The sequence below is a fragment of the Streptomyces sp. SAI-135 genome (assembly GCF_029893805.1).
In the GTDB taxonomy this organism is placed as follows: Bacteria; Actinomycetota; Actinomycetes; order Streptomycetales; family Streptomycetaceae; genus Streptomyces.
Genome location: NZ_JARXYP010000002.1, coordinates 5,085,689 through 5,110,199, shown reverse-complemented (window position 1 = coordinate 5,110,199; position 24,511 = coordinate 5,085,689). Strand labels below are relative to the sequence as shown.

Below are 24,511 nucleotides of genomic sequence, written 5' to 3'. Positions count from 1 at the left end.
ACGCGCGGGCGGCGGACAGACGAACCCCGGGTGAACGCCGCGCCGACACGACCCCGCCCGGCCCTGCGCGAGTACGGGTCGTCGCCCCGCCCGGCCCGGACGCCCCCCGGATGCCGTCCGGATCGCGTCCGGTTCTCGCCCGCTTCCCACCGGGATCCCGTATGACTGCGACCGGGGCCACAGCGGATTCGGCGCGGAAACCGACCGGATTCAGACCGCTCCGGGCGGGGGTATCTTCCCGCTCGACTTCTTGTTGTCGGTCAGACTGACCGTGCACACGATCTTGGTGAATCCCTTCTTCCAGTCGTCCTCGTCCGCCACCCAGCCGTACACAAGACGCTCCCGGTCGGGCGCCCAGGCCGACTCGAATTCGTTGCCGCACAACTTGGTCGCGTTGTCGGTGCCCTTCTTGTGGCTCATTCCGGCCGGGGCCGCGACGGTGCCGATCACCTGGTCGGTGTGCGGTTTCGAACAGTCCGTGAGCGGAGCCTTGTAGCCGTCGTCGAGCTGCTGGTAGACCCAGCAGTCGCCGACGCTCATCTGACCGACCCACAGGTCCGTGCCCAGGTCCCGGAAGCGGCCCACCTCACCGCCTATCGCGGCGTGGCGGCCGAGCACGAGACAGGCCGTACCGCCGCCGGCCGCGCGGAAGCCCTGCTCGGTGGGCACGACGGCGTATCCGGCCGCGTCCGGCAGCGCCGCCACGACGGTCCGGCTCAGGCTCGCGCAGCGCTTCGCCCCGCGGGCCCTGGCGTCGGCGAAGTCGGTGGCCTTGTCGACCGCCACGACCTGGCCGTCCGGCCAGTCGTCCGCGCAGTCCACGACCCCGAGGTTCGGCGCCGACCTGAACGGCGTCCCCGACCACACCGCCTGCACGCAGTCCCCGGTCTCCAGGGGCGCGTCGAGCCCGACCACCTCGCCGTACGGCGGCACGGGCCCGGTCGGCGACGACTTTTGTGACGCACTCGCACCCGCACTCGTGCCCGGTGACGCCTTGGTCGCGGTGTCCTTCCTGCCGTCGTCCCCGGTGAGCGACACGACTCCCCACACTCCGCCCCCGACGGCGAGGAGCACGCCGACCACGAGGGCGACGAGCGCGAGGCGTCTCCGGGGCCGGCCCGGGCCGCCGTGTCCACCGGCCGCTCCGCTGCCGTACGACTGCGCGTACGGGTACGCCGGAGCCCCGCCCCTGTAGGGCGACCCGCTCGCATGCGGTGAACTCGTCTCCTGGGCATACGGGTTGCCCGGTTCCGGACCCTGTCCGGCGGCCGGCGACCACGCGCTGTACGGCGGTGCCGATCCGGGCGTCGACCCGGCGTCCACCGGAGTACGCCGAGTCGGTGTCCAGGGAGGACCCGGCGTACCGGCCGCCGGGCCCCAGCTCCCGGCCGACGGCCCGAACCCTCCCCCGACGGCCCCGTGCTCCGGCCCCGCCGCGCCCGCGCCCGCCGCCCCCTGCACGACCCGCTCCAGCTCCCGCTTCACCGCCTCCGGGGACAACCTGCGCACGGGGTCCTTGACCAGCAGCCCCAGCAGCACCGGCGTCAGTTCGCCGGCCCGCACGGGCGGGGTGGGGTCCTCGCTCAGCAGGGCGGTCAGCGTGGCGTACTCGCCGTGGCGGTCGAAGGGGCCGCGGCCCTCGACGGCGGCGTACAGCGTGGCGCCCAGGGAGAACAGGTCGGCGGCCGGGGTCGGCGGTTCGCCCCGGGCGCGCTCCGGGGCGAGATAGCCCGGGGTGCCGAGGATGCCGTCCGTCGCGGTGAGCCTGGGCTCGCCGGACTCCGGCCTCAGCGCGATGCCGTAGTCGCTGAGCAGGACGCGCGCGCAGGGGTCGCCCGAGGCGTCCGACGCCAGAAGGATGTTGGCCGGTTTCACATCCCTGTGGAGGATGCCGACGCGATGCCCGGCGGTGAGGGCGTCGAGGACGGCGAGGCCGACGCGGGCCGCCTGCCCGGGCGACAGCGGGCCGGAGCGTCGTACGAGGGCCTGGAGGTCGACCGCGTCGGGCACGTACTCCATGACGATCCACGGCAGGCCCTCATGGACCACCACGTCGTGCACCGTCGCCACATGCGGATGGCCGCGCAGCCGGGCCGCGTGCCGGGCCTCGCTGCGGGCCCGGGCGATGCTCCCCGCGACCGTCCCGCCCGCGGCGAGGGGCGCGTCCGGGAGGGCGATCTCCTTCAGCGCGACCTCGCAGGCCAGCTCCTCGTCGTACGCCAGCCACACGCGGCCCATGCCGCCCGCGCCGAGCGAGCGCAGCAGCCGGTACCGGCCGTTGATCGTCCTGCCTTCACCCTGATCCGGCGTATCCCCCGCCATCACGCCTCCCCCCGAGACCCGAGACAGCGCGCCTCCCCCGAGAACACGCACGGTTCGTCCCTAGAAGGTAGCTTCGCACGCCCCACTGACAGGAGGCCTTTTCGGGGCCAATCCCGCCAGATCGGGCACAGGAGTCACAGGGGTGAGGAGTCGCCTCAGAGGGCACGCCCCGCCGGATTCACGCCGGTTCCAGGAACCCCTGCTCCACCAGCATCCGGATCTGCGCGGGCGTACGGTCGCGCAGCAGGACCGGGTCCTCACCCATGAGCTGGGCGATCGCGTCGAGGATGCGGCCCGCGCTCAGCGAGCCGTCGCACACGCCGGCGAAGCCCGCGCCGACGGTGTCCACCTTCGTGGCCCGGCGCATCCCGCGGTGCTGGCGCAAGCACCACGTGCTCGGGGTCCTCCGCGCCGGGCAGCCCGACCTGTTCCTGGACGATCTCGGGCACGAGCCTGAAGTGGGCCTCCAGCAGGGCCGCGTCGTCGTGCGCGCGCAGGTAGTCGAGGCGCTCGAAGTGCGCCCGGACGGTGTCCCCGAGCGGCTGCTCGACCGGGTGCGGCCACTCCTCCACGGTGATCGAGGGCTCGGCGGAACCCGTCCTGCGCAGGGTGATCCAGCCGAAGCCCACGGCCCTCACCTTGCGCGCCTCGAACTCGTCCAGCCAGGCGTCGTAGCGCGCCTGGTACTCGGCCGGGTCGCCGCGGTGGTCACCGGCGTCCCTGAGCCACAGCTCGGCGTACTGCGTGACGTCCTGGACCTCGCGCTGCACGATCCACGCGTCGCACCCGCGCGGCACCCACGACCTGAGCCTGTCCTGCCACTCCTCCCCCGCGACGTGCTGCCAGTTGGCGAGGAACTGCGCGAACCCGCCCTCGTTCAGCAACATCCCCCGCCCCCTGAACGACCGAGCGGCACAGATCGTCCCCGCCCATCCCGCCGTCGCGGTACGTCAGCCGCGCACCGGGCGAGATCACGAAGGGCGGGTTCGACACGATGAGGTCGTACGTCTCACCCTGCTTGACGGGCTCGAACAGCGAGCCCTCCCGCAGATCGGCCGCCGGGACGCCGGACAGGGCCAGCGTGAGCGCGGTGATGTGCAGCGCGCGCGGGTTGAGGTCGGTCGCCGTCACGCGCGTGGCGTGCTGTGCGGCGTGCAGGGCCTGGATCCCGGAGCCGGTGCCGAGGTCGAGGGCGGAGCCGACGGGCGTGCGCACGGTGATGCCGGCGAGGGTCGTGGAGGCGCCGCCGACCCCGAGCACGACCCCCTCGTCACAGCTGCCGATGCCACCCGCACCGCCGACGGCACAGCCCAGGTCCGACACGATGAACCAGTCCTCGCCCCCGGGGCCGCCGTACGGCCGGACGTCCACCGTCGCGGCCAGCTCGTCCGTACCGGTGCGCACCAGCCAGCCGCCGGCCACGCACTCCTCGACGGGCAGCACGTCCGCCACGCGCGCGTGGGGCACCGGCTGCTGGAGGAGGAACAGGCGTACGAGCACCTCCAGCGGGGTGTCCCCGCGGGTCGCCCGGAGCGCGGGCACGGTCTCGCTGCGCGCGAGGGCCGCGTAGGCGGGGGCGCCGAGCAGTTCCAGCAGTCCGTCGGCGGTGAAGGAGGCCCCGAGCAGGGCGTCCCGCAGCCGCGCGGTGACATCGGGACGGCCGGGAGCGGGGGCGGCGGGCAGCGTGGGCAGACTGGAGGTACTCACGCCCCCATTGTGGCCCGCGCCCGCCGCGCGACACGCCTCATCGAGCCCACTCGTGCGGGACCCGCGGGGCTCAGCTGTCCGTCGCCGAGGCGGACGCGGCCGGCGACGTGGACGCCGCCTTGCAGCCCGACTGCTCGGACAGCGCCTTCTTGGTGTCGCCCGACTCCAGGTCCTTCAGGGCCGTGAGCGCGGTCTGACGCTGCGTCTCCACCTGCTTCATCTCGGCGGAGACGTCCTTGAGACCGGTCGCGAACTTCGCCTGGTCCTTGGTGTCGAGCTTGTCCACCTGTGTCTTCATGTCGGCGTACGACGCCGAGAGGGCCGTGAGCTGCCTGACGGCCTCCTGGAGCTTCTTCGCTCCGTCCTCGGCACCGGGAGGCGCCCCGGCGTTCTTGATGACCGTGGCGCGCGCCTTGTAGCCGTCGGACAGGTCCTGGAAGGCCTGGGAGTCGGCCTTCTGGAGCTCCGCCGGGGTGCTCTCGGTGTCCTCGGCCGCCTTGGTGATCGCGTCGTAGGCCGCCGTGATCTTCTTGTTCTGGGCCGGCACCAGGTCGCAGACCTTCTTGGCCCAGGCGTCGAGTTCCTTGTTGTCCTCGCTGCCACCGCATCCCGACAGCGCCAGTACCAGTACCGCACCGCCGGACAGTGCGGCCGCGAGCTTCTTGTTCACCGGATTGGTCCCTTCCATGGCCTCTCGGCCACCGGACGTTACACGGCACCGGCACCACGTCCACACGCCGGATGCCCTGAAAAGGACCATTTGTAAGCTTTTGCTCCCTGCGAGAGAAGGCTCACGGCCGAGCAGCGCGCACACGGAAGGCGGGCGGGCGGCGCACCAACGCGCGCCTCCCGCCCGCCCCTTGAGCTGGGCCTCGTGCCGGGACCTACGAAACCACCGCGGGGTCCGCCGACTTGGCCACCTTCTTCTCGTTGTCTTCGTCACCCACGGCGATGCCGCGCCGCTTGGAGACGTAGACCGCGCCGGCGATCACGAGGAACGCGAGCACGGCGATGAAGATCCGCACACCGACGCTCTTGTCGTCGCCGTAGCTGAACTTGATCACCGCCGGTGCGATCAGCAGCGCCACCAGGTTCATCACCTTCAGCAGCGGGTTGATCGCGGGGCCCGCGGTGTCCTTGAAGGGGTCGCCGACGGTGTCGCCGATCACGGTCGCGGCATGGGCCTCGCTGCCCTTGCCGCCGTGATGGCCGTCCTCGACGAGCTTCTTGGCGTTGTCCCAGGCACCGCCCGAGTTCGCCAGGAAGACCGCCATGAGGGTGCCCGCCCCGATCGCGCCCGCGAGGAACGCGCCGAGGGCGCCGACACCGAGGGTGAACCCGATGAAGATGGGCGCCGTCACGGCGAGCAGTCCGGGCGTGGCGAGCTCGCGCAGGGCGTCCCTGGTGCAGATGTCGACGACCTTGCCGTACTCCGGCTCCTCGGTGTAGTCCATGATCCCGGGGTGCTCGCGGAACTGCCGCCGCACCTCGTAGACCACGGAGCCCGCCGACCGCGACACCGCGTTGATCGCCAGCCCCGAGAAGAGGAAGACCACCGCCGCGCCGGCGATGAGGCCGACCAGGTTGTTGGGCTGCGAGATGTCCATCATCAGGCTCATCGGCGCACCGGCCCCGCTGAGCTTCTCTCCGACGTCCTGCGCGCCGGTCGTGATCGCGTCACGGTACGACCCGAAGAGCGCCGACGCCGCGAGGACCGCCGTGGCGATGGCGATGCCCTTGGTGATGGCCTTGGTGGTGTTGCCGACGGCGTCCAGGTTGGTGAGCACCTGCGCGCCCGCGCCCTCGACGTCGCCGGACATCTCGGCGATGCCCTGGGCGTTGTCGGAGACCGGCCCGAAGGTGTCCATGGCGACGATCACCCCGACCGTGGTGAGCAGGCCGGTGCCGGCCAGCGCCACCGCGAACAGCGCCAGCATGATCGACGTGCCGCCGAGCAGGAAGGCCCCGTAGACGCCGAGGCCGATCAGCAGGGCGGTGTAGACGGCCGATTCCAGGCCGACCGAGATACCGGCGAGGACGACGGTGGCGGGGCCCGTGAGCGAGGTCTTGCCGATGTCCCTGACCGGGCGGCGGTTGGTCTCGGTGAAGTAGCCGGTCAGCTGCTGGATGACAGCGGCGAGCAGGATCCCGATCGCCACGGCGACGAGGGCGAGGATCCGCGGGTCGCCGTCCTTGCCGCTGATCGCCGTGTCGGTGATGCCGTCGAGGTCGGCGTACTTCCCCGGCAGGTAGACGAAGACGGCCACCGCCACCAGCACGAGCGAGATCACCGCGGAGATGAAGAACCCGCGGTTGATCGCGGACATGCCGCTGCGGTCGGAGCGGCGCGGGGCGACCGCGAAGATACCGATCATCGCAGTGATCACGCCGATCGCCGGGACGAGCAGCGGGAAGGCGAGCCCGGAGTCGCCGAAGGCCGCCTTGCCGAGGATCAGCGCGGCGACCAGGGTCACGGCGTACGACTCGAAAAGGTCGGCCGCCATGCCCGCGCAGTCGCCGACGTTGTCGCCCACGTTGTCGGCGATGGTGGCGGCGTTGCGCGGGTCGTCCTCCGGGATGCCCTGCTCGACCTTGCCGACCAGGTCGGCGCCGACGTCGGCGGCCTTGGTGAAGATGCCGCCGCCGACCCTCATGAACATCGCGATGAGCGCCGCGCCGAGACCGAAGCCCTCCAGAACCTTCGGCGCGTCGGCCGCGTACACCAGCACCACACAGGAGGCGCCCAGCAGACCGAGCCCCACCGTGAACATGCCGACCACGCCGCCCGTTCGGAAAGCGATCTTCATGGCCTTGTGCGAGACGGCGGTGAGATCCTTTTCCGGCTCGCCTTCCGCCGGAGTGGCTTCTCGCGCCGCCGCGGCCACACGCACATTGCTGCGCACGGCGAGCCACATGCCGATATAGCCGGTGGCAGCCGAGAACGCGGCGCCGATCAGGAAGAACACGGATCGGCCTGCGCGCTGATTCCAGTCGTCCGCGGGCAGCAGCATGAGCAGGAAGAACACGACGACGGCGAATACGCCGAGCGTGCGCAGCTGGCGGGCCAGATAGGCGTTCGCGCCTTCCTGGACCGCTGCCGCGATCTTTTTCATGCTGTCGGTTCCCTCACCGGCCGCGAGCACCTGGCGCACCAGGACACCCGCCACCACGAGCGCCGCGAGGGCGACGACCGCGATGACCGCGATCAGCACCCGGTTGTCGTCGGTGAGCACCGCGGCCGCGAGGGTTGTTGTGGGCTGGTCCAACTGATCAGGGGTAGAAAGCCCCGCCATTCGTCCTCCTTGACGCTTGGGCTGAGCTCAAGATGTGGACGGATTGTAGGTACCACACCCTGATCAAAACAGGGCGCGGTAAACGGAATTAGCCTTTACGGAACCTGAAAGCAGTAATGCCCCGAAGGCATTGTGATCCATTTCCTTGATCGTGAATTGCTTCACGAAATCCGATGCACAGACCACTGTAGGCACAGAAATGGCCCCCTGACATGCCGAAGGGCCCTAACGGGTAGGGCCCTTCGGTGCAGAAAACGAGGTACCGGTCAGGGAAGCGTCGCGGCCGGCGGCGTGGTCGGCCAGGTCATACGGATCTGTCCGCCATGCTCCCCTGCGGTGACCTCGACGTCGTCGACGAGGCCGCTGATGACCGCGAGGCCCATCTCGTCATCCTCGGCCTCCACGTCGGGCTCCTCGCCCGAAGCGCCCGGCGCCCGGTCACCCGGGGCCGAACGCGGTGCCTCGTCGCCGACCTCGATGGAGAACTGCTTCTCCTCCTCGATCAGCAGCACCTTGACCGGCGCGCTGATGCCGCCGCTCTGGTGCAGTCCGACGGCGCGGGTGCAGGCCTCGCCGACGGCGAGCCTGACCTCGTCGAGGACGGCCTCGTCCACTCCGGCCCTGCGCGCCACCGCTGCCGCCACCAGTCGGGCGGTCCTGACGTGCTCGGGCAGCGCGCTGAAACGGAGTTCAACGGTGGCCATGCGTCCCCCTCGGAACTACGGGCGTGCTGTCGGGGGGCCGGGCTGCCGAAAGCCCGGCCCTCCTCCTTTGCTTCTGTCGACGTCCTTCTGCCGCCCCGGGCACGGGCCCGGGAACGGGTCAGTCGGTCGCCGCCACCGCTTCCTCGACCGAGGTGTGGATCGGGAACACCTTGGTGAGGCCGGTGATACGGAAGATCTTGAGAATGCGCTCCTGGTTGCAGACCAGGCGCAGCGAGCCCTCATGGGCACGCACCCGCTTGAGTCCGCCGACCAGTACGCCGAGCCCGGTGGAGTCGAGGAAGTCCACGCCCTCCATGTCGACGACAAGGTGGAAACTGCCGTCGTTCACCAGCTCGACCAGCTGCTCGCGCAGCTTGGGCGCGGTATATACGTCGATTTCGCCACCGACCCTGACGATCGTGCGATCGCCGACGGTCTCGGTCGACAGGGACAGGTCCACGGATCCTCCAGCACCTTGCTATCGAGCGGTCGCCCCTCGGGACACCTCGGCAGAGCCCCCGGGACGGTTCGCCAGCCGCGATGGCATTCAATCACTTACCGGCAGGCGTGCACGACGCCTTGGTCCCATTGTCCGTCACGCCAGTGACACACTCGGTGCCGATGGCCAAGAATCTCCGATCCGATCGACCCTCGACGGACGCCGGTCTCCGCCCCTCGCCGAGCACGGTCCTGGACCGGCTCGCCGCCGGGCCGAGCCGGGCTGCGCGCATCACTCATACGGAGCACTTGCCCCCACGTGCGGGTCGCCATGCCGTCTGGCCCGACCGGATCCGTTCGGAGGTCATCGCGGCCGTCCAGGCCTGCGGCATCGAGCACCCCTGGGCCCACCAGGCACGCGCGGCCGAGCACGCCCTGGACGGCGAGTCCGTCGTCGTCGCCACCGGCACCGCCTCCGGCAAGTCCCTGGCGTACCTCGTGCCGGTCCTGTCCACGCTCCTGGAGGGCTCCGAGGCCCCGAACGGCCGCGGCGCCACCACGCTCTACCTGGCACCCACTAAGGCCCTGGCAGCGGACCAGTGCCGCTCGGTGAAGGAACTTTCACAACCGCTGGGCCATTCGGTGCGCCCCGCGGTCTACGACGGCGACACGCCGTTCGAGGAACGCGAGTGGATCCGCCAGTACGCCAACTACGTGCTGACCAACCCGGACATGCTGCACCGCGGGATACTCCCCTCCCACTCCCGCTGGTCCTCCTTCCTGAAGGCGCTCAAGTACGTCGTCATCGACGAGTGCCACACCTACCGCGGCGTGTTCGGCTCCCATGTCGCCCAGGTGATGCGCCGCCTGCGCCGCCTCTGTGCCCGCTACGGCGCCTCCCCCGTGTTCCTGCTGGCCTCGGCGACCGCCGCCGAGCCGTCGGTCGCCGCCCGCCGCCTCACCGGCCTGCCGGTGGTCGAGGTGGCCGACGACGCCTCCCCGCGCGGCGAACTGGTGTTTGCCCTCTGGGAGCCCCCGCTCACCGAGATGCAGGGCGAGAAGGGCGCCCCGGTCCGCCGCACCGCCACGGCGGAGACGGCCGACCTCCTCACCGACCTCGCCGTGCAGGGCGTGCGCTCGGTCGCCTTCGTGCGCTCCCGGCGCGGCGCCGAGCTGATCTCGGTGATCGCCCAGGAGCGCCTCACCGAGGTCGACCGCTCCCTGGCCCGCCGTGTGGCGGCGTACCGCGGCGGCTACCTCCCGGAGGAGCGCCGCGCCCTGGAACAGGCCCTGCACTCGGGAGAGCTGCTGGGCCTTGCCGCCACCACCGCCCTCGAACTCGGCATCGACGTCTCGGGGCTGGACGCCGTCCTGATCTCCGGCTATCCCGGTACGCGCGCGTCCCTGTGGCAGCAGGCCGGCCGGGCCGGACGGGCGGGTCAGGGCGCCCTGGCGGTCCTGGTGGCCCGCGACGACCCCCTGGACACCTTCCTCGTCCACCATCCCGAGGCCCTCTTCGACCAGCCGGTGGAGTCCACGGTCCTCGATCCCGACAACCCGTACGTCCTCGCCCCGCACCTGTGCGCGGCGGCGGCGGAACTGCCCCTGGTCGACGAGGACCTGGAGCTGTTCGGGCCCTCGTCCACGGACCTGCTGCCGCAGCTGGAGTCGGCGAGGCTCCTGCGCCGCCGCACCAAGGCCTGGCACTGGACCCGCCGCGAGTCGGCCGCCGACCTGGCCGACATCCGCGGGGAGGGCGGCCGGCCCGTCCAGATCGTCGAGTCGGGCACGGGCCGACTCCTCGGCACGGTCGACGCGGGCTCCGCCCACACCGCCGTCCACGAGGGCGCGGTCCACCTCCACCAGGGCCGCACCTATCTCGTCCGCTCCCTGGACCTGGAGGACTCCGTCGCCCTGGTCGAGGAGGCGAACCCGTCCTACTCCACGGTCGCCCGCGACACCACGGCGATCTCCGTCCTGGAGACGGACGTCGAAGTCCCCTGGGGCCAGGGCAGGTTGTGCTACGGCTCCGTAGAGGTCACCAACCAGGTCGTCTCCTTCCTCCGCAGACGCCTCATCACCGGTGAGGTACTGGGCGAGACGAAACTCGACCTCCCTCCCCGTACGCTCCGCACACGCGCGGTGTGGTGGACGGTCACCGAGGACCAGCTCGACGAGGCCCGGATCAACCCGGAGATCCTCGGGGGCGCCCTGCACGCCGCCGAACACGCCTCGATCGGCCTCCTCCCCCTCTTCGCGACCTGCGACCGCTGGGACATCGGCGGGGTCTCCATCCCCCTCCACCCCGACACACTGCTCCCCACGGTCTTCGTCTACGACGGCCACCCGGGCGGCGCGGGCTTCGCGGAGCGCGCCTTCCACACCGCCCGCGCCTGGCTCACCGCCACCCGCGAGGCCATCGCCTCCTGCGAGTGCGACGCCGGCTGCCCGTCCTGCATCCAGTCCCCCAAGTGCGGCAACGGCAACGACCCCTTGCACAAGAGGGGGGCGGTACGGCTCCTCACGGAGCTGTTGCGGGAGGCGCCGGAGGAGGGGCTCCCGGCAGATCCGGGGCCCGGGCTCCAGGAGCAGCCGGATCCCCAGGAGGCACCGGCCACCGGCCCCCGGACAGCTTCGGCGCAGCCCCGTCGAGGGCCGGCGGAAGCGGGGCCTGCGACGGAACCGGCCCCGCAGGCCCCGCCCGCGCCCTGACCTCCGCCGTGAACGGCCCCCGTCCCGAGGCCGCTGTCACATCGGAGATCTCGCCGACCAGCGCGCACCGCACGAGCCGCACACCCTGCGCCAGGGCGACGTCCCCGGCCCTGGCGCAGGCCACTTGGGGACCGTCGGCCCAGTGGTCCGCCGCCGCGAGCGCAGCGAGATCCGCACCACCGGCCGCCCGATGCCGTACGACGACGGCCTGCCCGAGGGCCAGTACGGCCCCGAACACCACGCACAGCACGGCGATGGCACCGACACTCCAGATCGTCGCGGAACCCCGGTCCGAACGCCCGGTACCACCATGAGCACCGGCGAACCGGCCGCCGGCGACGCGCACGGCGGCGAACCACAGCCGAGTCACCCGAGCGGTGGCGAACCGCCCACCACCACTCCGCGAGAACCGTCCGACCACGAATCGCCTTCCGGCGCCCCCATGCTCACCGGCTCCCCCGCTCACCGTCGTCCCCCTACCCCCACCGTCGCCTCCACCAGCGCCACGGCCTCCTCCCGTACCTCGAAGGGCAGGCCGTGCAGCGCGGGTGGCTTCGCCACGACCACGACACGGACCCGGTCGCCCTCCCGGGCGACCGTGACCTCCGCGTCGCGCGGTGCCGTGTCCCGAGCCACCCGGACGACCGCCTCGGCGGGGTCCTCGCGGGCCGCCGCGCGGGCGCCCGTCCTGGCCGCGTCCACGCACTGGATCTGCGCGGCCACCACGAGCAGCCCCCACACCAGTGCCATCGCGAACATCACCAGCACGGGCAGCACCATGGCCGACTCCGCCGTCACGAACCCCTGGTCCGAGGCCCGTTCACGCCTTCGCATCGAGCGCCCGTTTCACGATGGCCTGGAGTTCCGCGCTGACGGCGCCACTCGTGACCACCTTGTAGAGGACCACCGCGAACGCCACCGCCGCGACGATCCCCATCGCGTACTCGGAGGTGACCATTCCCTCGTCCCCGCGCATCGTCCGCACCCGGCACACCGTCCTGCACACCAGGGCACGCATCCGCGCCCGAACCGCCTTATACATCTCAACCCCCGTAGGAATAGGTCTTGTTGATCGCTGCTTGAATGCTTCTGCTGTTCCTTGTCCGGCTGTTCACCGAACTGCCCAGCCACCTGCCCGCCCTCCCTCTCACCGACGGCCGCCGGTCATCGCCCACCCCCTCCCAGCACCCCTCCCGCGAGCCCGATCACGATCGGCAGCACGCCGACGGCGATGAACGCGGGCAGGAAACACAGCCCCACCGGCGCCGTGACCAGCACGGCGGCCTTCCGTGCCCGTGCCGTCGCGGCGCGCCCCCAGTCGGCGCGGGCGTCCGCGGCGAGCCCGGCGACCGGCCCGGCCGCGGGCAGTCCGGTCACATCGGCGCGTTCCAGCAGCCGGGCCAGCGCCCCGGCACCCGGTGTCGCGGCCAGCCTTCGCCAGGCCTCGCCCGGTTCGCCGCCGAGGCGCACCTCCGCCGCTCCACGCGCGAGTCCCTCGCCCACGGGGCCGCCCAGCGCCTCGCCCACGGCCTGCGCCGCGATCACGGGACCGGCGCCGGCCGCGATACAGGCGGCCAGGAGGTCGGCGGCGAGCGGCAGTTGCCGGGCCGCCTCGCGCGCGTCGGCCTCTTGGGCACTCACGCCGGCCGCCTGCCGTAGCCGCCACCGCCACAGCCCCGCCGCGACGACCAGTCCGACCGCGACACCGGCGACTCCGCCGACCAGCACCCACCCGGCACACCCGACGCCGAGCAGGGGCAGCCACCGCCGCGCGAACTCCCGCGCCTCGGACCGAGGATGCTCGGGGGCGACCTCCGCAGTGGCCAGCAGCTCTCCGAGCCGACGCCGCAGCCCGCGCTCACACCGCACCGCCGCGGCCCACCGGGCGAGCCAGGCGACCACCAGGACGGCCCCCAGAACCGCCCCCAGCCTGTGGACAACTTCCTCGCTCATGCCGCCTCGGCTCCCCGCACGATCCGCGCCGCCCACCACATTCCGACGCCCTCCAGGAGGCCGCCGGCCAGCAGACAGCCCAGCCCGGTCCCGGTGTGCAGCAGGACGTGCAGGGGATCGGCGCCGAGGGCCGCACCGAGGCCCAGGCCCAGCACCGGCAACGCGGCGAGCATCCAGGCCGTGGACCGCGCCCCTGCCAACTGGGCTCGCAGATCGGCCCGTTGGTCACGCTCGGCCCGCAACGCCGCTTCGAGCCGATCGAGCCCTGCCGCGAGCCCCGCGCCCTGGTCCACGGCCACCCGCCAGCACGCGGCGAGTCCTGACAGCCCCTCGGCACCGGGCCGCCGCGCCGCCGCCGCGAGCGCCCCCGGAACGTCCCCGCCGAAGCGGGCCGCCGCCAGCACAGCGGCCTGCGTCTCCCCGAGCCCGCCGCACTCCGGTGATTCGTGACGGGCCCCATCGAGGCCGCCCCGGCCGTCCGCCGGCCCCTCGACATCCCGCACGGCCCCCGCCAGCGCCTCCCCCGGCTGCCGTCCCGCACGCACCTCCCCGGCGACCAGCGCACACAGTGCGATCACCGCGGCTGCCCGCCGCTCACGCACCCGGCGTTCCTCCCGGATCAGCCGCATCCGCCGCAGCAACGGCACCCCGGCCGCCCCCGCGAGGACCGGCAGCACCGAGGCCCCCAGCACGGCGAGCACCAGCCCGGCGACCGCCGCCCACCACTCGAACCCCAGCCGCCCACGAACCCGCCGCAGCTCCGCCACCAGCCGTCGCCACTGCGGAGGCCCCACTCCCACGACCCCACCGCCGGCCAGCAGAACCCTCGCCCGCCGCATCCCGGCACGCCGTCCGCCCCACAGCCACACAGCCATCCCGAGGCACGCCACGGCCACTCCCGTCGACCCCACCGGCATCTCCCTCATCCCGATCACCACGTCCTCTCACCGTCCAAGCCCTCTCGTCGCCGCCCTGAGGCGTCCCACCGGCCCGGGCCGTCCGCCGACGTCATCCACCTCACCGTCCAAGCCCTTTCGTCACCGTCCCGAGGAGTCCTCCTCACCCGGGTCGTCCGCCGACGTCACCGCCCCAGTCCCGGCATCGCGTCCCCGAGCAGTTCCCGCAGCCGCTCCCACCCGCGCTCGTACGCGAACGCCTCCGCTGTCCACCGCAGCGCCGGCACCGTCCGCACCAGCCCGGAGGAGTCCCGCTCCAGCACCCGCACCTCGGCGATCCGCCGCCGCCCAGCCCAGTCGCGCACGAGATGCAGGACGACCGACAGCGCGGCCGCCAACTGGCTGTGCAGCGCGGCCCGGTCGAGCCCGGCGGCCGTACCCAGCGCCTCCAGACGGGCCGGTACGTCGGCCGCCGCGTTGGCGTGGACGGTCCCGCAGCCGCCCTCATGGCCCGTGTTCAACGCGGCCAGCAGATGCACCACCTCGGGCCCGCGCACCTCGCCCACGACGAGCCGGTCCGGCCGCATCCGCAGTGCCTGGCGGACCAGGTCCTCCAGCGTGACCAGCCCGGCGCCCTCCTGGTTGGCGGGTCTCGTCTCCAGCCGGACGACGTGCGGATGGTCCGGCCTGAGCTCCGCCGAGTCCTCCGCGAGCACGATCCGCTCACCCGGCCCGACCAGCCCAAGGAGGGCACTCAGCAGCGTCGTCTTGCCGGTGCCCGTCCCGCCGCTGATGAGGAACGACAGACGTGCGGCCAGCAGCGCCCGCAGCACCCGGTCCCCGCCCGGCGGAACCGTGCCGGCCGCGACCAGTTCGTCCAGCGTGAACGCGCGCGGCCGTACGACCCGCAGGGACAGACAGGCACAGCCGACGGCGACCGGAGGCAGTACCGCGTGCAGGCGGGTGCCGTCCGGCAGCCGGGCGTCGACCCAGGGCCGGGCGTCGTCGAGGCGCCGCCCCGCCACCGCGGCGAGCCGCTGCGCGAGCCGTCGTACTGCGGCCGCGTCGGGGAAGGAGACGCCGGTCAGTTCGAGTCCGCCGCCCCGGTCCACCCAGACCCGGTCCGGCGCCGACACGAGGACGTCCGTCACCGACGGGTCGGCGAGCAACGGCTCCAGCGGGCCACTGCCGACCAGTTCGGACCGCAACCGCTCGGCCGCGCCCAGCACTTCGGCGTCCCCGAGGACCCGTCCCTGCTCCCGCAGCGCCTGTGCCACCCGCGCGGGCGTGGGTTCGGCCCCGCTCTCGGCCAGCCACTGCCGTACGCCGTCCAGCAGCCCGGGAGCCATGTCCGCGCCGGCCGCCGAGGGCGCCGTGGCAACCGCCGACGGGGCGGTCCGCGCTCGTCCTGCGGTGCCGACCGGCACCTCACCGGACCGCCGTCGCTCGACGTGACCCGCCATCGGCTGCCCCGTCCGCCACGCCGCCGCGGGACCGGCCCCCGCGCCCTCGGCCGGTGCGAATCCTGAGAACCCACTCATGCCGTCCCCGTCCCCGTCCCCGTCTCCGCCAGCGCCCGCTCCCAGAACTCCTTGCAGAACCGCGCCAGCGGCCCCCGGACGGCCGCCCCCGGCGGTGATCCGCTCCCCTGTGGCCGCTGGAGGGCCGACTCGACCGGGACCTCGCCCACCAAGGGGAGGCCCAGCAGGCGGGCCACCTCGCGGTCGTCGAGGCCGGGGGCGTACGGGCCGCGTACCGCCACCCGCAGGTCGCGCAGGACCATGCCGACCGCCGAGGCCACCCGACCGGCCGCGGCGACGGCGCGCAGCTCGGCGGGGACCACGAGGATCCCGAGGTCGAGCTGGGCGAGCGCTTCGGCGACGCCGTCGTCGAGGCGGCGGGGCAGGTCGACGACGACGGTGCCGCCCCGGCGCCGGGCCGCGGCGAGCACCGCCCGTACCGCCTGGGCCGGGACGGCGATGCGGTCGCCGCGGTCCCAGCTGAGGACCCGCAGCGAGTGCAGCCGCGGCAGCGACTCCTCCAGGGCGCCGCCGCCGACCCGCCCGCGCGAGCCGGCGAACGCGGGCCAGCGCAGCCCCTCGGTGCTCTCGCCGCCGAGGAGTACGTCGAGTCCGCCGCCCAGCGGATCGGCGTCCACCAGAAGGGTGCGCAGGCCCTCACGCGCGGAGGTGACGGCAAGGGCGCACGCGAGCGTGGAGGCTCCGGCCCCGCCGCGGCCGCCGATGACGCCGACGGTGAGGGCGGGCCGGCCGACGCCCTCACTGACGTCGGCGATCCGGTCGACCAGCCACTGCTCGCCGTCGGGCAGCATCAGGACGTGGTCGGCGCCGATCTCGACGGCCCGCTTCCACACCCCTGAGTCGTCCTGGTCCCGGCCCACGAGCACCACTCCGCGCCTGCGGGCGGCGCCGCGCACCCGCCGTGCGGCGTCGTCGCCGACCAGGACGAGCGGGGCGGCCTCCCAGCTGCCTCTGGGCTGAGGCACCCCGTGGTGGACCTCGGCCGTCGCCCCGGCCGCCGCGCAGAGCCGCAGCAGGTCGTCGAGCAGGTCCTCGTCCTCCGTGACGATCAACGGCCGGCCCGGCCGCCCTCCGGCGGTGGGCTGTCCCTCGTGTGTGACGGCTGCGGTCACGGTTTCCATCCCCCTTCGCCGCGCCGCACGGGGCTCCCTCAAGGACCCGCCCGGCGCCACTCCCGCGCGGCCCCTTCGGCCCCGCGATTCCCAAACATGTGAAGAACCGGCAACCGGCCTCCATATGAACGGCCGATACGAACCGGCCAAACACACCCGGCAAACCGGAACCGGCCATGAAGTCGGCCGGAACGGGGCGTGTGGGAATCACGGTGCAGCGATCCCGGAAATCGTGTGGATCTTGGTGGAAAACTGTGGACAACCGGGCGCCTGTGAATATCGGCCTCACCCATACCGGTGAGCGTCCACCGCCCGCGCACGACTTCCGCAGAGCAGCGCTCCGGCCACGCACAGTGACGGATCATGGGCAGGCGATTGAGACGGCCGGAGCCGCCCAGGGAGCGGCCGCAGAGCCGCGTACGCAAAAGGAAAACCCACCCGGACATGCGACGACCCCCACCGGGGGGGAGAGTGGGGGTCGTCTCCACGGCCGACTCGGGGGGGGAGGAGCCGGACCGGGTTAGCACGGTCGCGAACGATCCGTGACTTCCATGGTGTACCCGAGAGCCCTCTCAGGCAAACCCACGCGCCTCACCTTACGCCGAATGGGCTGCGCCTATGCTCGGGGTGTGGAAAACCACTCCTTGCCCCGCACAGCGGCCTTCTTTGACCTGGACAAGACGGTCATTGCGAAGTCGAGCACGCTCACGTTCAGCAAGTCGTTCTACCAAGGCGGCCTGATCAACCGCAGGGCCGCCTTGCGGACCGCATATGCCCAGTTCGTCTTCCTCGTCGGCGGTATGGACCACGACCAGATGGAGCGCACCCGCGAGTACCTCTCCGCGCTCGTGCGCGGCTGGAACGTCCAGCAGGTCAAGGAGATCGTGGCCGAGACCCTCCACGACCTGATCGACCCGATCATCTACGACGAGGCCGCCTCCCTCATCGAGGAGCACCACACCGCCGGCCGGGACGTCGTCATCGTCTCCACGTCCGGTGCCGAGGTGGTGGAGCCGATCGGCGAACTCCTGGGCGCCGACCGGGTGGTGGCGACCCGCATGGTCGTCGGCGAGGACGGCTGCTTCACCGGCGAGGTGGAGTACTACGCGTACGGCCCGACGAAGGCCGAGGCCGTCAAGGAGCTGGCGGAGTCCGAGGGATACGACCTGGAGCGCTGCTACGCCTACAGCGACTCGGCGACCGACCTGCCGATGCTCCAGGCCGTGGGCCATCCACACGCGGTCAACCCGGACCGGTCGCTGCGTCGCGAGGCCCTCGCGCGCGGGTGGCCGATTCTCGATTTCCACCGGCCGGTCCGGCTCAAGCAGCGGCTGCCCGGTTTCGCCGTACCGCCCCGCCCGGCGCTCGTCGCGGTCGCCGCGATAGGAGCGGCGGCAGCGACGGCGGGCCTCGTCTGGTACGCGAACCGGCGGCGGTCGACGGTCGCCTGAGGCGATTCCGGCCACTTGACGCCCATTTGAGGATAAAAGTAAAGAACGGCGGCCAGGGCTTTCGCTCGCTGCGGTCCAGGAGTACAAAGGGGTTAACGGCCCGCGAGACCAAGGACATCCGAGAGGATCACCTTATAAACGCATTTGGCCCCACGGACCGAGCATGAACACCGGGCACCCACGCGACGTCGACCCGTCGATTACGGGCCAGCCGCACCAGGTGACGGGCAAAGTTCCCGACCTGATGGGCAACATATCGAGGACGCTTGGTAACTCGGTGGACATGCCAGCGGCGGTACGAGTCCTCGTACCGCCGCAACCCTGTTCCGGGCAGTTCTACGCCGCCCCGCGCTGGAGTGCCTCGCACACCGCCGTCGACTCGCGCGCACCCAGTTCGATCGCGCTGCCGCAGTGGGCGATCCAGGCGGCCATGCCCTCGGGGGTGCCGGAGACGTATCCGTCGAGCGCCGCCAGATAGGCCGCGCGGCCCAGTTCGGCGTGACCGACCTCCGCCGGGCACACCGACTTCGGGTCGAGGCCGCTGCCGACCAGGACGATCCGCGCGGCCGCGCGCGCGACCAGGCCGTTGTGGGAGACGAAGGGCCTGAGGGCGAGGAGTTCCCCCTGCACCACGGCGGCCGTGACCAGGGCGGGCGCGGAGCTGCCCGCGATGATCAGCTCGGACAGGCCCTCCAGCCGGCCGGAGACCTCGGCAGCGTCCGGCAGCGGCAGCTCGATAAGCGGCTCGTCGACCCTCTCACCGGCCTGACGCGGACGCCCGATCTCGTCCTCGTCGGTCGCCGCGGCGACCAGATGCAGCCGGGCCAGCACCCTGAGGGGCGACTGCCGCCAGATGGACAGCAACTGGCCGGCCTCGGCGGTCAGCCGCAGCGCCGCGCCCATGACCCGCGCCTCGTCGTCGACGCCGAAGTCGGAGCGCCGGCGCACCTCTTCGAGGGCCCAGTCCGCGCCGGACAGCGCGGCGGAGCCGCGGGCGCCGCGCAGGGCGGCCTCGGACGTGATCTCGTTGCTGCGGCGCCGCATGACACGGTGCCCGTAGACCCGGTCCACGGACTTGCGCACGGACTCCACGGAGTCGGCCACACCGGGCAGCGAGCCCAGGGCCGCGAGCGGATCGGCGTTCGCGCCTGTCGTACTCATGAGTACGACACTACGCAACCCAGCCGGGCACCCCTCGATGGAGTGGTCTTCTTCACGCACCCCCGACACATACAGCTATCACCCGACTACCCTTGGTGAACATGAAAATTGCTTTCGTCGGGAAGGGCGGCAGCGGCAAGACCACGCTGTCCTCCCTGTTCATCCGCCATCTCGCGGCCACCGGAGCGCCGGTGATCGCCGTCGACGCCGACATCAACCAGCATCTGGGGCCGGCGCTGGGCCTGGACGAGGCGGAGGCCGCCGCGCTGCCCGCCCTGGGCGAGCGACTGCCGCTGATCAAGGAGTACCTGCGCGGCACCAACCCGCGGATCACCTCCGCCACGGAAATGATCAAGACCACCCCGCCCGGCGAGGGCTCCCGGCTGCTGCGGGTGCGCGAGGACAACCCGGTCTACGACGCCTGCGCCCGGCCGGTGGAGCTCGACGGCGACATCGTCCGTCTGATGGTCACCGGCCCCTTCACGGACGCCGACCTGGGGGTCGCCTGCTACCACTCCAAGACGGGCACGGTGGAGCTCTGCCTGAACCACCTGGTGGACGGGCGGGGCGAGTACGTCGTGGTGGACATGACGGCGGGCTCGGACTCCTTCGCCTCCGGCATGTTCACCCGCTTCGACATCACGTTCCTCGTCGCCGAGCCGACCCGGAAGGGGGTCTCTGTCTATCGCCAGTACAAGGAGTACGCCCGCGACTTCGGCGTCGTCCTGAAGGTCGTCGGCAACAAGGTGCAGGGCCAGGACGATCTCGACTTCCTCCGCTCCGAGGTCGGGGACGACCTGCTGGTGACAGTCGGGCACTCCGACTGGGTGCGCGCCCTGGAGAAGGGCCGGCCGCCGCGGTTCGCGCTCCTGGAGGACGTCAACCGGCGCGCCCTGCACCGGATGCGGACCGCCGTCGACGCGACGTACGAGCTGCGCGACGCGGAGCGCTACACCCGGCAGATGGTGCACTTCCACCTGAAGAACGCCCAGTCCTGGGGCAACGAGCGCACGGGGGCCGACCTGGCGGCGCAGATCGACCCCTCGTTCGTCCTCGGCGAGAGCGCGGTGACGGCCGCGGGCGTATGACGGACCGCCACCGCCTCTCGGACCGCCCGGACCGTTACTGCCGCTTGGCCGCCGGTGCTCCGGGCACGCCCTTCGGGGCCGGAGCCGGTCGGCCCGACAGGAAGGCCGGCCAGCCCTGCTTGGGCGCCTCACCGACGCCGAGGGCACGCAGCTTCTCCAGCGTCTGCGGGTCCTGCGCGTCCAGCCAGTCGGCGAGCTGCCGGAAGGAGACACAGCGCACGTCAGGCTTGTTGCACACCTGCTCGACGGTCTCCTCCACGGCACGCATGTAGGTGCCGCCGTTCCAGGACTCGAAGTGGTTGCCGATGATCAGCGGCGCGCGGTTGCCGTCGTAGGCCCGGTGGAAGCCCTTGAGGAGGCCGTCGCGCATCTGGTCGCCCCAGAACTCGTGCTTGGCGGGGTCGCCCTGGGTCCTGGTGCCGGACTGGTTGACCATGAAGTTGTAGTCCATGGTGAGCTGCTCGTAGGAGTGTCCGGGGAAGGGCACGAGCTGCATGGACAGATCCCACAGGCCCTGCTTCTTCTTCGGCCACAGCTGCTCGTTGACCCCGCTGGTGTCGTAGCGGAAGCCCAGCTCGCGGGCGGCCGTCATGAAGTTCTTCCGGCCCTCCAGGCACGGGGTGCGGGCGCCGATGAGCTCCTTGTCGTAGTCGAAGGGCAGCGGGGAGGCCTTCGTCATCCCGGTGTTGGTCTTCCAGGACTTCACGAACTTCTTCGCCTGGGCGATCTCGTCCTTCCACTCCTCGACCGACCACTGGCCGACCCCGCCGCCGCTGCCGCAGAAGTGGCCGTTGAAGTGGGTGCCGATCTCGTTGCCCTCCAGCCACGCGAGGCGCAGCTGCTTGACGGTGTCGGCGATGCCCTGCTCGTCGTTGAAGCCGATGTCGGAGCGGCCCGGGGAGTGCTGCGGCGGCCGGTACTCGGCGCGCTTGTCCTCCGGCAGCATGTACACGCCGCTCAGGAAGTACGTCATCGTCGCGTGGTTCGCCTTGGCGACCTCGCGGAAGTGGGAGAACAGCTTCTGGCTGTCCTCACCGGCGCCGTCCCAGGAGAACACCACGAACTGCGGGGGCTTCTCGCCGGGCTTGAGGCGCTGGGCTCTCGGCAGGTGCGGCTGGGCTCCGGTGTAGGCGGTGGAGCCGTCGCCGATCAGGCGGAACACCCGCTTGGGGGGTGCCTGGAAGGGCTTGGCCTTCAGCGGGCCCGCGGCTCCCCCCTCGGCGTCTTCGGTACCGGTCGCGCAACCGGCGAGCGAGGCGGCGCAGACCGCGGCGACCACGGCTCCCGCGGCAATCCTGTGGGTGGCGGCCATGTTCCGCCCACCTTCTTCCTTCTCTCGGGGCAACGACAGCGCCGCCAAGTTCGCACGGGGCCCGAGAAGGAATTAGTACGACAAGCCGATGAAATTGCCACTTCACCCATTCAGGTGAGTCTTTACCCCATTTGCCCGGAAAGTCTATGCCTGTCCTTTACTCTGCATTACGATCCATTTACCGAGCGTTGATTCATCCCGCCGCTGCACGCCGTGACCCACGGCCGCGACCCGACCCCCGTCGTCGACGGGGGACCACCTGTTCCGCGACCGCGCTGCCCCGGAGGAGACGGGAAAAATGTCAGCCTGTGTTCCCACCCGAGCCACCGACCCGAGCGACTCGCACCACGCGAGGCGCATCCACCCCGCCCACAGCCCCCCGCCGACCCCACCCCGCCGCTTCCGGATCGCGGGCGCCGACGTGTCGGCCTCCATCGCGGTCTTCCTGATCGCCCTGCCCCTGTCCCTGGGCATCGCCCTCGCCACCGGAGCGCCGCTCCAGGCCGGTCTCGTGGCCGCCGCCGTCGGAGGGATCGTCGCCGGCCGGCTCGGCGGCTGCCCGCTCCAGGTCAGCGGTCCGGCGGCCGGACTCACCGTGGTCACCGCCGACCTGATCCACCGCTACGGCTGGCGGACGACCTGCGCCATCACCGTCCTCGCCGGAGTGGTCCAACTCGGCCTGGGCTGCCTCCGGGTGGCCCGCACCGCGCTCGCCGTCAGCCCCGCGATCGTGCACGGCATGCTCGCCGGTATCGGCGTCACCATCGCCGTCGCCCAGTTGCACATCGTCCTCGGCGGCACCCCGCAGAGTGCCGTCCTCGACAACCTGCGTGCCCTGCCCGCCCAGTTGGCGCGGCTCCAGCCCGCCTCGGTGTCGGTGAGCGCGCTGACCCTGGCGCTGCTCTTCCTCTGGCCACGCATCCCGGGCCGGGCGGGCCGGCTCCTGCGAAGGGTCCCGGCCGCGCTCGTGGCCGTGGCCGGCGCGACCACCGCCGCCTCCCTCGCCGGGCTGGCCGTACCGAAGGTCGATCTGCCCTCCTGGAGCAGCCATGCGCTGGCCGGGCTGCCCGAGGGTCCCGTGCTGGGGCTCGTCGCCGCCGTGCTGACCACCACGCTGGTGTGCAGCGTGCAGTCGCTGCTGGGCGCGGTGGCCGTGGACAAGCTGGCGGCAGGACGCCCCGACCTGATCGCAGCGAGCACCGGCCAGGGTCGCGGCGCCCGCGTCGGCCGCTGCGACCTGGACCGCGAACTGCTCGGACAGGGCGCCGCCAACATCGTCTCGGGCTCCCTCGGCGGACTGCCCGTCGCCGGTGTGGCGGTGCGCAGTTCCGCGAATGTCCAGGCGGGCGCCGTCAGCCGGAACTCCACCATGCTGCACGGCGTTCTCGTAGTGATCGCCGCGCTGCTGATGGTCCCGGTCCTCGAGTTCATCCCGCTCGCCTCGCTCGCCGCCCTGGTGATGTCCGTCGGCATCCAGATGGTGTCCCTGCACCACATCCGCACGGTGACCCGCCACCGAGAGGTCCTGGTCTACGCCGTCACCACCCTCGGCGTCGTCGTGTTCGGCGTCCTGGAGGGCGTGACGCTGGGCGTCGCCGTCGCCGTCGCCGTCGCGCTGCACCGCCTCACCCGCACCCGGATCACGCACTGCGAGAGAGAGGGAGTCCATCACGTACACGTGCGCGGGCAGTTGACCTTCCTCGCCGTGCCCCGGCTCAGCCGGGCCCTGCATCTCGTCCCACAGGGGGCGAGCGCGGTCGTGGAGCTGGACGGGTCGTTCATGGACCACGCGGCGTACGAAGCGCTGCAGGACTGGCAGAAGACGCACACCGCGCAGGGCGGTTCGGTCGAGCTGACCGGGCGCAGACCGGGGACGCGCATCGCCGAGCCCTCCGATGCGGGCCACTGCCGCTGCCGACCCTGGACGGCCTGGCGCAACCACCAGTGCGAGCGCCCGTACACCACGCAGGCCGCCGCAAACGCCGGTGCGTCGGGCGAGCCCGGCACCGCGCAGGCTCCGGATGCGTCCCGGGAATCGAGCGGGCGTGACCTGGCGCGTGGCATCAGCGCGTTCCAGCGCAACACCGCGCCGATCGTGCGGGGTGAGCTGGCCCGGCTGGCGCGCGAGGGCCAGCAGCCCGACCAGCTCTTCCTCACCTGCGCCGACTCACGCCTGGTCACCTCGATGATCACCTCCAGCGGCCCGGGCGACCTGTTCGTGGTGCGCAATGTGGGCAACCTCGTGCCCCTGCCCGGCGAGGAGAGCGGAGACGACTCGGTGGCGGCCGCGATCGAGTACGCGGTGGAGGTGCTGAAGGTGCGCTCCATCACGGTGTGCGGGCACTCCGGCTGCGGGGCCATGCAGGCGCTGCTCAACTCCGAGCCCGGCGGCGCCCAAACCCCCCTCAAGCGCTGGCTGCGGCACGGCCTGCCCAGCCTGGAGCGGATGGCCGACGCGGACCGGCCCCCCGCCGGGCTGGCCGGACGGGCGGCCGCCGACGCGGTCGAGCAGCTCTGTCTGACCAACGTGGTGCAGCAGTTGGAGCACCTGAGCGCCCATGGCTCGGTCGCCCGCGCCCTGCGGGAGGGGGCGCTGGAGCTGCACGGCATGTACTTCCACGTCGGCGAGGCCCAGGCGTATCTGCTCACCGGCGGGGGCGGGGGCGGGCTGTTCGAGCACGTGGAGGCCGCGGACCTGTCGGCGTGAGTCCTCGCGGGGTGCGGCCTCTCCAGGAGGGGCCGCACCCCTGAGCACGTCGGCCGGGTGCGGGGCGGTCGGCGACCACATGCCAAGGACACGGCCCGGCGGGTCCTCGACATG

Annotated in this window: 17 protein-coding genes and 2 pseudogenes; 4 read left to right on the top strand and 15 right to left on the bottom strand. The window is 72.2% G+C overall.

The annotated features are described in order from the left end of the window. Positions 1-210: 210 nt before the first annotated feature. From M2163_RS27670 to bldG, 6 genes and pseudogenes are all read right to left on the bottom strand, one after another. Positions 211-2,322, bottom strand: coding sequence for a serine/threonine-protein kinase (locus M2163_RS27670; protein ID WP_280895325.1), 2,112 nt, complete (start codon positions 2,320-2,322; stop codon positions 211-213). A 178-nt stretch (positions 2,323-2,500) separates the two neighbouring features. Then, a pseudogene (locus M2163_RS27665) lies at positions 2,501-4,029 on the bottom strand (class I SAM-dependent methyltransferase). A 70-nt stretch (positions 4,030-4,099) separates the two neighbouring features. Next, entirely contained in the window at positions 4,100-4,717 is a 618-nt protein-coding gene (locus tag M2163_RS27660) for a small secreted protein (RefSeq protein ID WP_280850150.1), read from the bottom strand. A 196-nt stretch (positions 4,718-4,913) separates the two neighbouring features. Beyond that, complete coding sequence (locus tag M2163_RS27655; RefSeq protein ID WP_280895324.1) at positions 4,914-7,322, bottom strand: sodium-translocating pyrophosphatase; 2,409 nt, start codon at positions 7,320-7,322, stop codon at positions 4,914-4,916. Positions 7,323-7,588: 266 nt separating this feature from the next. Beyond that, positions 7,589-8,026 (bottom strand): ATP-binding protein, encoded by a 438-nt coding sequence (locus M2163_RS27650; protein WP_280895323.1) that lies wholly within the window; start codon positions 8,024-8,026, stop codon positions 7,589-7,591. Between the two features lie 118 nt (positions 8,027-8,144). Continuing rightward, positions 8,145-8,486 carry an anti-sigma factor antagonist BldG gene (bldG, locus tag M2163_RS27645; protein ID WP_006132569.1) on the bottom strand — a complete coding sequence of 114 codons (342 nt, stop codon included), beginning with the start codon at positions 8,484-8,486 and terminating at the stop codon, positions 8,145-8,147. An 80-nt stretch (positions 8,487-8,566) separates the two neighbouring features. Here bldG and M2163_RS27640 point away from each other — a divergent pair, with 80 nt between their 5' ends. After that, on the top strand, positions 8,567-11,176 hold the full coding sequence (locus tag M2163_RS27640; RefSeq protein ID WP_280895322.1) for a DEAD/DEAH box helicase: 2,610 nt from the start codon (positions 8,567-8,569) through the stop codon (positions 11,174-11,176). Here M2163_RS27640 and M2163_RS27635 read toward each other — a convergent pair. The 7 genes and pseudogenes from M2163_RS27635 to ssd form a co-directional block, all read right to left on the bottom strand. Further along, a pseudogene (locus M2163_RS27635) lies at positions 11,142-11,522 on the bottom strand (Rv3654c family TadE-like protein); the annotation flags it as partial. The gene M2163_RS27640 and the pseudogene M2163_RS27635 sit on opposite strands and share 35 nt — an antisense overlap. A gap of 116 nt (positions 11,523-11,638) precedes the next feature. Then, positions 11,639-12,010, bottom strand: coding sequence for a TadE family type IV pilus minor pilin (locus M2163_RS27630; RefSeq protein WP_280895321.1), 372 nt, complete (start codon positions 12,008-12,010; stop codon positions 11,639-11,641). Beyond that, positions 11,997-12,218 carry a DUF4244 domain-containing protein gene (locus tag M2163_RS27625; protein ID WP_280850155.1) on the bottom strand — a complete coding sequence of 74 codons (222 nt, stop codon included), beginning with the start codon at positions 12,216-12,218 and terminating at the stop codon, positions 11,997-11,999. Before M2163_RS27625 ends, M2163_RS27630 begins: the two co-directional genes overlap by 14 nt. 122 nt (positions 12,219-12,340) lie before the next feature. Next, positions 12,341-13,129: a type II secretion system F family protein gene (locus M2163_RS27620; protein ID WP_280895320.1), complete on the bottom strand. Its 789-nt coding sequence runs from the start codon at positions 13,127-13,129 to the stop codon at positions 12,341-12,343. Next, entirely contained in the window at positions 13,126-14,055 is a 930-nt protein-coding gene (locus tag M2163_RS27615; RefSeq protein ID WP_280895319.1) for a type II secretion system F family protein, read from the bottom strand. The genes M2163_RS27620 and M2163_RS27615 overlap by 4 nt, the downstream gene beginning before the upstream one ends. Before the next feature lie 155 nt (positions 14,056-14,210). After that, positions 14,211-15,374, bottom strand: coding sequence for a TadA family conjugal transfer-associated ATPase (locus M2163_RS27610; RefSeq protein WP_280897327.1), 1,164 nt, complete (start codon positions 15,372-15,374; stop codon positions 14,211-14,213). A 188-nt stretch (positions 15,375-15,562) separates the two neighbouring features. Further along, complete coding sequence (gene ssd, locus M2163_RS27605) at positions 15,563-16,687, bottom strand: septum site-determining protein Ssd (RefSeq protein ID WP_280850158.1); 1,125 nt, start codon at positions 16,685-16,687, stop codon at positions 15,563-15,565. 596 nt (positions 16,688-17,283) lie between these two features. On the opposite strand from ssd, the gene M2163_RS27600 reads away from it, so the two are divergent. Further along, positions 17,284-18,129 carry an HAD family hydrolase gene (locus tag M2163_RS27600; RefSeq protein ID WP_280850159.1) on the top strand — a complete coding sequence of 282 codons (846 nt, stop codon included), beginning with the start codon at positions 17,284-17,286 and terminating at the stop codon, positions 18,127-18,129. 336 nt (positions 18,130-18,465) lie between these two features. Here the strand turns inward: M2163_RS27600 and M2163_RS27595 are convergent, their stop codons facing one another. After that, on the bottom strand, positions 18,466-19,290 hold the full coding sequence (locus M2163_RS27595) for an oxidoreductase (protein WP_280895318.1): 825 nt from the start codon (positions 19,288-19,290) through the stop codon (positions 18,466-18,468). A 101-nt stretch (positions 19,291-19,391) separates the two neighbouring features. Between M2163_RS27595 and M2163_RS27590 the strand changes: the two genes are divergently transcribed. Continuing rightward, on the top strand, positions 19,392-20,378 hold the full coding sequence (locus M2163_RS27590) for an ATP-binding protein (protein WP_280895317.1): 987 nt from the start codon (positions 19,392-19,394) through the stop codon (positions 20,376-20,378). A 34-nt stretch (positions 20,379-20,412) separates the two neighbouring features. Here the strand turns inward: M2163_RS27590 and M2163_RS27585 are convergent, their stop codons facing one another. Continuing rightward, complete coding sequence (locus M2163_RS27585) at positions 20,413-21,690, bottom strand: hypothetical protein (protein WP_280850162.1); 1,278 nt, start codon at positions 21,688-21,690, stop codon at positions 20,413-20,415. A 298-nt stretch (positions 21,691-21,988) separates the two neighbouring features. Between M2163_RS27585 and M2163_RS27580 the strand changes: the two genes are divergently transcribed. Next, positions 21,989-24,397 (top strand): SulP family inorganic anion transporter, encoded by a 2,409-nt coding sequence (locus tag M2163_RS27580; protein ID WP_280895316.1) that lies wholly within the window; start codon positions 21,989-21,991, stop codon positions 24,395-24,397. The last annotated feature ends 114 nt before the right edge of the window (positions 24,398-24,511 follow it).